Genomic DNA, 6,221 nt, shown 5'->3' on the forward strand with positions numbered 1-6,221 from the left:
GGTGTTTCCTGTTCAGGCTCTCGTTATCAGGCAGCGGCCTTCGCACGCGCGTCCTGCATCAGCTTCGTGAAGCGATCGAACAGGTACGCGATATCGTGCGGGCCCGGCGACGCTTCCGGGTGACCCTGGAAGCAGAACGCCGGCTTGTCGGTCAGCGCGAAGCCCTGCAGCGTGCCGTCGAACAGCGACGTATGCGTCACACGCGCGTTGGCCGGCAGCGTCGATGCATCGACAGCAAAACCGTGGTTCTGCGACGTGATCACCACGCGGCCGTCATCGTGGTCCTTGACCGGATGGTTGGCGCCATGGTGGCCCGTGCTCATCTTGAGCGTCTTGGCGCCCACGGCCAGGGCCATGATCTGGTGACCCAGGCAGATGCCGAACGTGGGAATGCCGCGGGCGAGGAACTCTCGCGTGGCGGCGATTGCGTAGTCGCAAGGCTCAGGGTCGCCGGGGCCGTTCGACAGGAAGATGCCGTCCGGATTCAGCGCCAGGGCGTCGGCCGCGCTGGCTTGCGCCGGCAGCACCGTAACCTTGCAGCCGCGCTCGGCCAGCATGCGCAGGATGTTGAACTTGACACCGTAGTCATAGGCCACGACGTGGAACTGCGGCTTGTCCTGCTTGCCGTAGCCCTCGCCCAGCTTCCACTCGGTCTGGGTCCACTCGTACGGTTCCTTGACGGAGACCACCTTGGCCAGGTCCATGCCGGACAGGCCCGGGAACGAGCGTGCCAGGTCGATGGCCTTCTGCACGTTGTCCTCGCCAGCCAGGATGCAGCCGTTCTGGGCACCCTTTTCGCGCAGGATGCGGGTCAGCTTGCGGGTATCGATACCTGCAATCGCCACGACCTTTTCCTGCTTCAGGTAATGGCCGAGCGTGTGTTCCTTGCGGAAATTGGAGGCCAGGATCGGCAGATCCTTGATGATCAGGCCGGCGGCATGGACTTTCGTGGCTTCAACATCCTCAGGATTGACACCGTAATTGCCGATATGCGGATACGTCAGCGTGACGATCTGCCGGGAATAGCTCGGGTCGGTGAGGATTTCCTGATAACCGGTGATAGCGGTGTTGAACACCACTTCGCCGATCGTATGGCCGGAAGCGCCGATGGAATAGCCACGAAAGACCGTGCCGTCTGCAAGCGCGAGGATGGCGGACGGAAAAGACGGTAACACGGGTAGGCTCCTGCTGGATTCACCCCGTGACCGACCTGCTCAACGCCTCGTGCCCCGTGGGCGAGTCCGTGGCCATCTGGATGGCGAGACTCGCGGCGGCGGCGTTTTCGTCACTTTGCACAATGTCTGCAAGATGCACGAATAGCCCTCGCGAATGGGGGGCGGCGGAAGGTGGAATACGGTAGGCGCTAGGGTGAAGGGTTCTGAAAGCGAAACTTTCGAATTATATCCCGCGGCGCCCAATTTCTCAAGTATTCAAGGACTTGCGATGACGCACAGCGCGGGCGGCATGTCGACCATGCCACCCGGCGCCCGCATCACGCGGATGGCGGCACAACGGCCGTGACCTCGATTTCCACCTTGGCACGCGGCTCGACGAGATCGGCCACCTCCACCGCGGTCATCGCCGGGAAATGGCGGCCGATGATGTCGCGGTAGTGCTGCCCGATTGCCTTGTAGGCATTCACGTACGCGGCCTTGTCCTTCACATACCAGGTCATGCGTGCGATGTGCTCCGGGCGTGCCCCGCCCTGCTCCAGCACCGCAACGATATTGCGCAGCGTCTGCGCCACCTGCAGCCCGAAATCGTCGGTCTCGAATTCACATTGGCCGTTCCAGCCGATCTGCCCGCCGACGAAGATCAGGCGGCTGCCCACCTGCATTTCGGCGAGGATGCCGTTGGCGTAACCCTTCGGGGGTGCCCAGTCGGGCGGTTGCAGTGTTTTCAGCATGATGTCGATATCCGTATCAATAAAATTGTTCAGGTTGTTCGTCAGGCCGTCAGGTACCGCCCCATCGCGGTGCGCACCTGGTCCGGCAGGGACTGGGCGGTCATCGTGCGCGTATCGACGCACACAAGCCGCTGTGAAACGTGCATGCGGGTGCTATCGTCGGGGCCCGCCAGGCGGACCTCCACCGAGAAACTGCTGCGGCCGATATGCGACACACGCAACTCGCGCGTCAGCAGTTCGCCAAGCCGGCTCGGCGCTTCGAAGCGGCACTGCAACTCGGCGGTCGGCACGCCCGCGTGGCCCGAGATGTGCATGGCATCGAACGGCCAGTCGAGCGCGTCGGCAAACCAGTCCTCGATAAAGTCGTTCAGCATTTCGAAGTAGCGCGGGTAGAAGACGATGCCGGCCGTATCGCAATGCTTGAAGCGCACTCGGACTTGGTTGCGGAATACCTCGCTCATGGCTGCGCGCCCTCCGTCGCCATCTGCCGCAGGCGGAAGCGCTGCAGCTTGCCGGTCTCGGTACGCGGCAGCGCCCCCACGAACTCGATGCGGCGCGGATACTTGTACGGGGCGATCTCGCGCTTGACGTAGTCCTGCAGCGCAGTCCGCGTGGCATCGCTGGCCTCCACGCCCGGCCGCAGCACCACGTAGGCGGTCACCACCTGCCCGCGCTCGGCGTCCGGCGCACCCACCACACCGCATTCGGCCACCCATTCGTGGCGCATCAGCGATCCCTCGACCTCGGGCCCCGCGATGTTGTAGCCGGCCGAGATGATCATGTCGTCCGAACGTGCCTGATAGAAGTAGTAACCATCGGCGTCAGCCATGAACGTGTCGCCCGGCAGGTTCCAGCCATCGCGCACGTACGCTTCCTGGCGCGGATCGTCGAGATAGCGGCAACCGGTGGGGCCGCGCACCGCGAGCTTGCCAACCGTGCCCGGCGGCACCGGCTGCATGTTCTCGTCGACGATGCGCGCTTCGTAGCCGGGGACCACGCGGCCCACCGCGCCGGGACGTACATCGGCACCGGCGCTGGAAACGAAGATATGCATCATCTCCGTGCCGCCCAGGCCATCGGTCATCTCGATGCCGGTGGCGGCCTTCCACGCCTGCCGTGTCGCATCGGGCAGCGCTTCGCCCGCCGATACGCTCTTCTTCAGGCTCGACAGGTCGAAGTTCTTCACCAGCGTTGCCATCTGGCGATAGAACGTTGGCGCCGTGAAGACGATCGTTGCACGATGGTCCTGGATCAGCTTGAGCAGCAGCTCCGGCGTAAGTTTCTCGGCAAGCGCCGTGCTCGCGCCGATACGCAACGGAAAGCAGAGCATGCCGCCAAGCCCGAACGTGAACGCGATCGGCGGCGTGCCGCAGAAGATGTCATCGGGCGTGGGCTTGAGCACATGACGCGGGAACAGGTCGCACATCGCCAGCACATCGCGGTGGAAGTGCATCGTACCCTTGGGCTGCCCCGTGGTGCCGCTGGTGAACGCGATCAGGCAGATGTCGTCGGCGGCCGTGTCGCAGGCGGTGAACGTTTCCGGCTTGCCGGCCATCGCCGTCTCCAGCGCGTCGGCGCCTTCGCCATGGAAGTAGCGCACCTGGGCCAGCGTCGGACAGAAGTGCTCGCCATCGGCACGCTGGTTGGCTTCCAGCTCGTCGCGCAGGCGCGCATCGCACAGCGCGGCCGTCACCTGGGCCTTGTCGATGATCTGCTTGAGCTCCTTGGCGCGCAGCAGCGGCATGGTTGGCACCGCGATCAGCCCCGCTTTGAGCGTGGCCAGCCAGCTTGCCGCCATCATCAGGTTGTTCGGGCCACGCAGCAGCACGCGGTTGCCCGGCACCAGCCGCATGTCCTCGACGAGCACATGCGCGATGCGATTGACCAGCGCGGCCAGCCCGGCATAGGTCACGGTCTCGATGCGTCCGTCGCGCTCATGGCGCACCGCCACGCGCGCGCCGTTGCCCGCAGCGACGTGGCGGTCCACAAGCTCCACCGCCGCGTTGAGGCGATCGGGGTAGCGCGTATCGTCGTTGAACTGGAATACCGGCCACGTACCCGGCGGGGGCAGCCGGTCCCGCGCAAAGGTATCAACATGAGCGGTGGCTTGGTTGGGGGCGGCCATGCTTGTCTCCTGTCTCGTGTTCTATCGCGTGTTCTATCGCGTGTTCTATCGAGCTGCCAGCGTCTCGCGCGCAATGATCAGCTTCTGCACTTCGGTGGCGCCTTCGTAGATCCGCAGTGAACGGATCTCGCGATACAGACCCTCCACACGTGTGCCAACCTTGACGCCAAGGCCGCCAAAGATCTGCACCGCGCGATCGATCACCTGCTGCGCGTTCTCCGTGGCAACCATCTTGGCCATCGCCGCTTCGCGCGTCGTACGCTGCTGCTTCACGTCGCGCAGCCACGCGGCGCGATAGGTCAGCAGTGCGGCGCTATCGATGGCCGTGGCCATGTCGCCAATCGCAGCCTGCGTCAGTTGCAGATCGGCCAGCACGCCGCCGAACATCGGGCGCGACGTGGCGCGCGCCAGCGCATCGTCCAGCGCGGCGCGGCCGAAGCCGAGCGCGGCGGCCGCCACGGAGGCACGGAAAATGTCGAGCGTCATCATCGCCACCTTGAAGCCCTGCCCCGCGTCGCCCAGCCGGTTGCCCACGGGCACGCGGCAGTTGTCAAAGCGCAGCGTTGCCAGCGGATGCGGCGCAATCACGTCGATCCGTTCGGCGATGGTCAGCCCCGGCGCATCGGCATCCACCACGAACGCGGTGATGCCGCGCGCACCGGGCGCTTCACCAGTGCGGGCGAATACGCAATAGAAGTCGGCAATGCCTCCGTTCGAAATCCACGTCTTGGCGCCGTCCAGCACGTAGTGCGTACCATCATCGGACAGCCTGGCGCTGCATTGCATCGCGGCCACGTCGGAACCGGCCTCCGGCTCTGACAGCGCGAACGCCGCAATCGCCTCGCCACGCGCCACGCGCGGCAGGTAGCGTTCGCGCACGGCATCGCTGCCGGCCAGTGTGATGGCGCCGGAGCCGAGCCCCTGCATCGCAAAAGCGAAATCGGCCAGGCCATCGTGCCGTGCCAGCGTTTCGCGCAGCACGCAAAGCGCACGCGAATCGAGCGCGGGCAGTGCGCCGCCGAAAGCCGCCGGCACGCAATAGCGCAGCCAGCCAGCCTGACCGAGCTGGCGCACCAGCGCGCGGCAGGCCGCATCGGCATCATGGTGATCAACGTGCTGCAGGTTTTCACCGCACCAGGCGTCCAGCTCGCGTTCCAGCGTGCGATGGGCGTCGTCGAAGAACGGCAGGTCGAGGTAGGTCTTGTCGCTCATATCAGTTCCTCAATCGCCTTCGAACACGGGCTTCTGCTTGGCGACGAACGCGTCGTAGGCGCGCCGGAAGTCGCGCGTCTGCATGCAGATCGCCTGTGCCTCGGCCTCGGCCTCGATCGCTTCGTCCAGCCCCATATTCCATTCCTGATGCAGCAGCTTCTTGGTCACGCCATGCGCAAAGGTCGGGCCTGCGGCGATCTGCGCGGCCAGCGCCTGGGCTTCGGCCAGCAACGTATCCGACGCGTGCAGCGCGTTGAAGAAGCCCCATTGCAGGCCTTCCTCAGCGCTCATCGAACGGCCGGTGTAAAGCAACTCGCTCGCGCGCCCCTGTCCGATCATGCGCGGCAGCAACGAACATGCACCCATGTCGGCACCGGCCAGACCCACACGCACAAACAGGAATGCGGTCTTTGCCAGCGCCGTGCCAAGACGCATGTCGGACGCCAGCGCCACCATCGCGCCAGCGCCGGCGCAGATGCCGTCGATTGCGCTGATAATCGGCTGCGGGCATGCGCGCATGGCCTTGATCAGGTCACCGGTCATGCGCGTGAAGTCGAGCAGTTCCGGCATCGTCATGCGCGTCAGCGGGCCGATGATCTCGTGTACGTCACCGCCAGAGCAGAAGTTGCTGCCCGCGCCGGTCACGACCACGGTCTTGATGTCGGTGGCGTAGCAGAGGCCGCGGAACAGATCACGCAGCTCGGCATAGGAATCGAACGTCAGCGGGTTCTTGCGCTCGGGCCGATTCAGCGTGATCGTGCCAACCTTGCCGTCCGCAGAGACGGACCACAGGAAATGCTTCGGTTGATAGTCCGCAAAGGCGCGCTTGTGGTGGCGCATATCCAGTGCAATGTCGCTCATCTCTTGTCTCACTCCAGTCCGTGTTCTCCCCTCTCCCACGGCGTGGGAGAGGGGTCGGGGAAGAGGGCTTTGAGGTTCAAAATGCGACATGTCGCGCCTTGAGCCGCTGGCCCTCTC

The 6,221-nt window shown here is 64.8% G+C and carries 6 protein-coding genes; all 6 read right to left on the reverse strand.

Features of this window, described 5'->3' with window-relative positions:
• Positions 1-26: 26 nt before the first annotated feature.
• Entirely contained in the window at positions 27-1,175 is a 1,149-nt protein-coding gene (gene carA / locus B552_RS0124160) for a glutamine-hydrolyzing carbamoyl-phosphate synthase small subunit (RefSeq protein ID WP_019451635.1), read from the reverse strand.
• A 317-nt stretch (positions 1,176-1,492) separates the two neighbouring features.
• Positions 1,493-1,903: a RidA family protein gene (locus B552_RS0124170; protein ID WP_026036006.1), complete on the reverse strand. Its 411-nt coding sequence runs from the start codon at positions 1,901-1,903 to the stop codon at positions 1,493-1,495.
• 44 nt (positions 1,904-1,947) lie between these two features.
• On the reverse strand, positions 1,948-2,367 hold the full coding sequence (locus B552_RS0124175) for an acyl-CoA thioesterase (protein ID WP_019451638.1): 420 nt from the start codon (positions 2,365-2,367) through the stop codon (positions 1,948-1,950).
• Positions 2,364-4,031 (reverse strand): AMP-binding protein, encoded by a 1,668-nt coding sequence (locus B552_RS0124180; RefSeq protein ID WP_019451639.1) that lies wholly within the window; start codon positions 4,029-4,031, stop codon positions 2,364-2,366. The genes B552_RS0124175 and B552_RS0124180 overlap by 4 nt, the downstream gene beginning before the upstream one ends.
• A gap of 45 nt (positions 4,032-4,076) precedes the next feature.
• The gene (locus tag B552_RS0124185; RefSeq protein WP_019451640.1) at positions 4,077-5,243 is read right to left on the reverse strand and encodes an acyl-CoA dehydrogenase family protein; all 1,167 of its coding nucleotides are present in this window, start codon (positions 5,241-5,243) and stop codon (positions 4,077-4,079) included.
• Positions 5,244-5,252: 9 nt separating this feature from the next.
• Complete coding sequence (locus B552_RS0124190; RefSeq protein ID WP_019451641.1) at positions 5,253-6,104, reverse strand: enoyl-CoA hydratase family protein; 852 nt, start codon at positions 6,102-6,104, stop codon at positions 5,253-5,255.
• Between the last annotated feature and the right edge of the window lie 117 nt (positions 6,105-6,221).

Source organism: Cupriavidus sp. BIS7, assembly GCF_000292345.1.
GTDB lineage: Bacteria > Pseudomonadota > Gammaproteobacteria > Burkholderiales > Burkholderiaceae > Cupriavidus.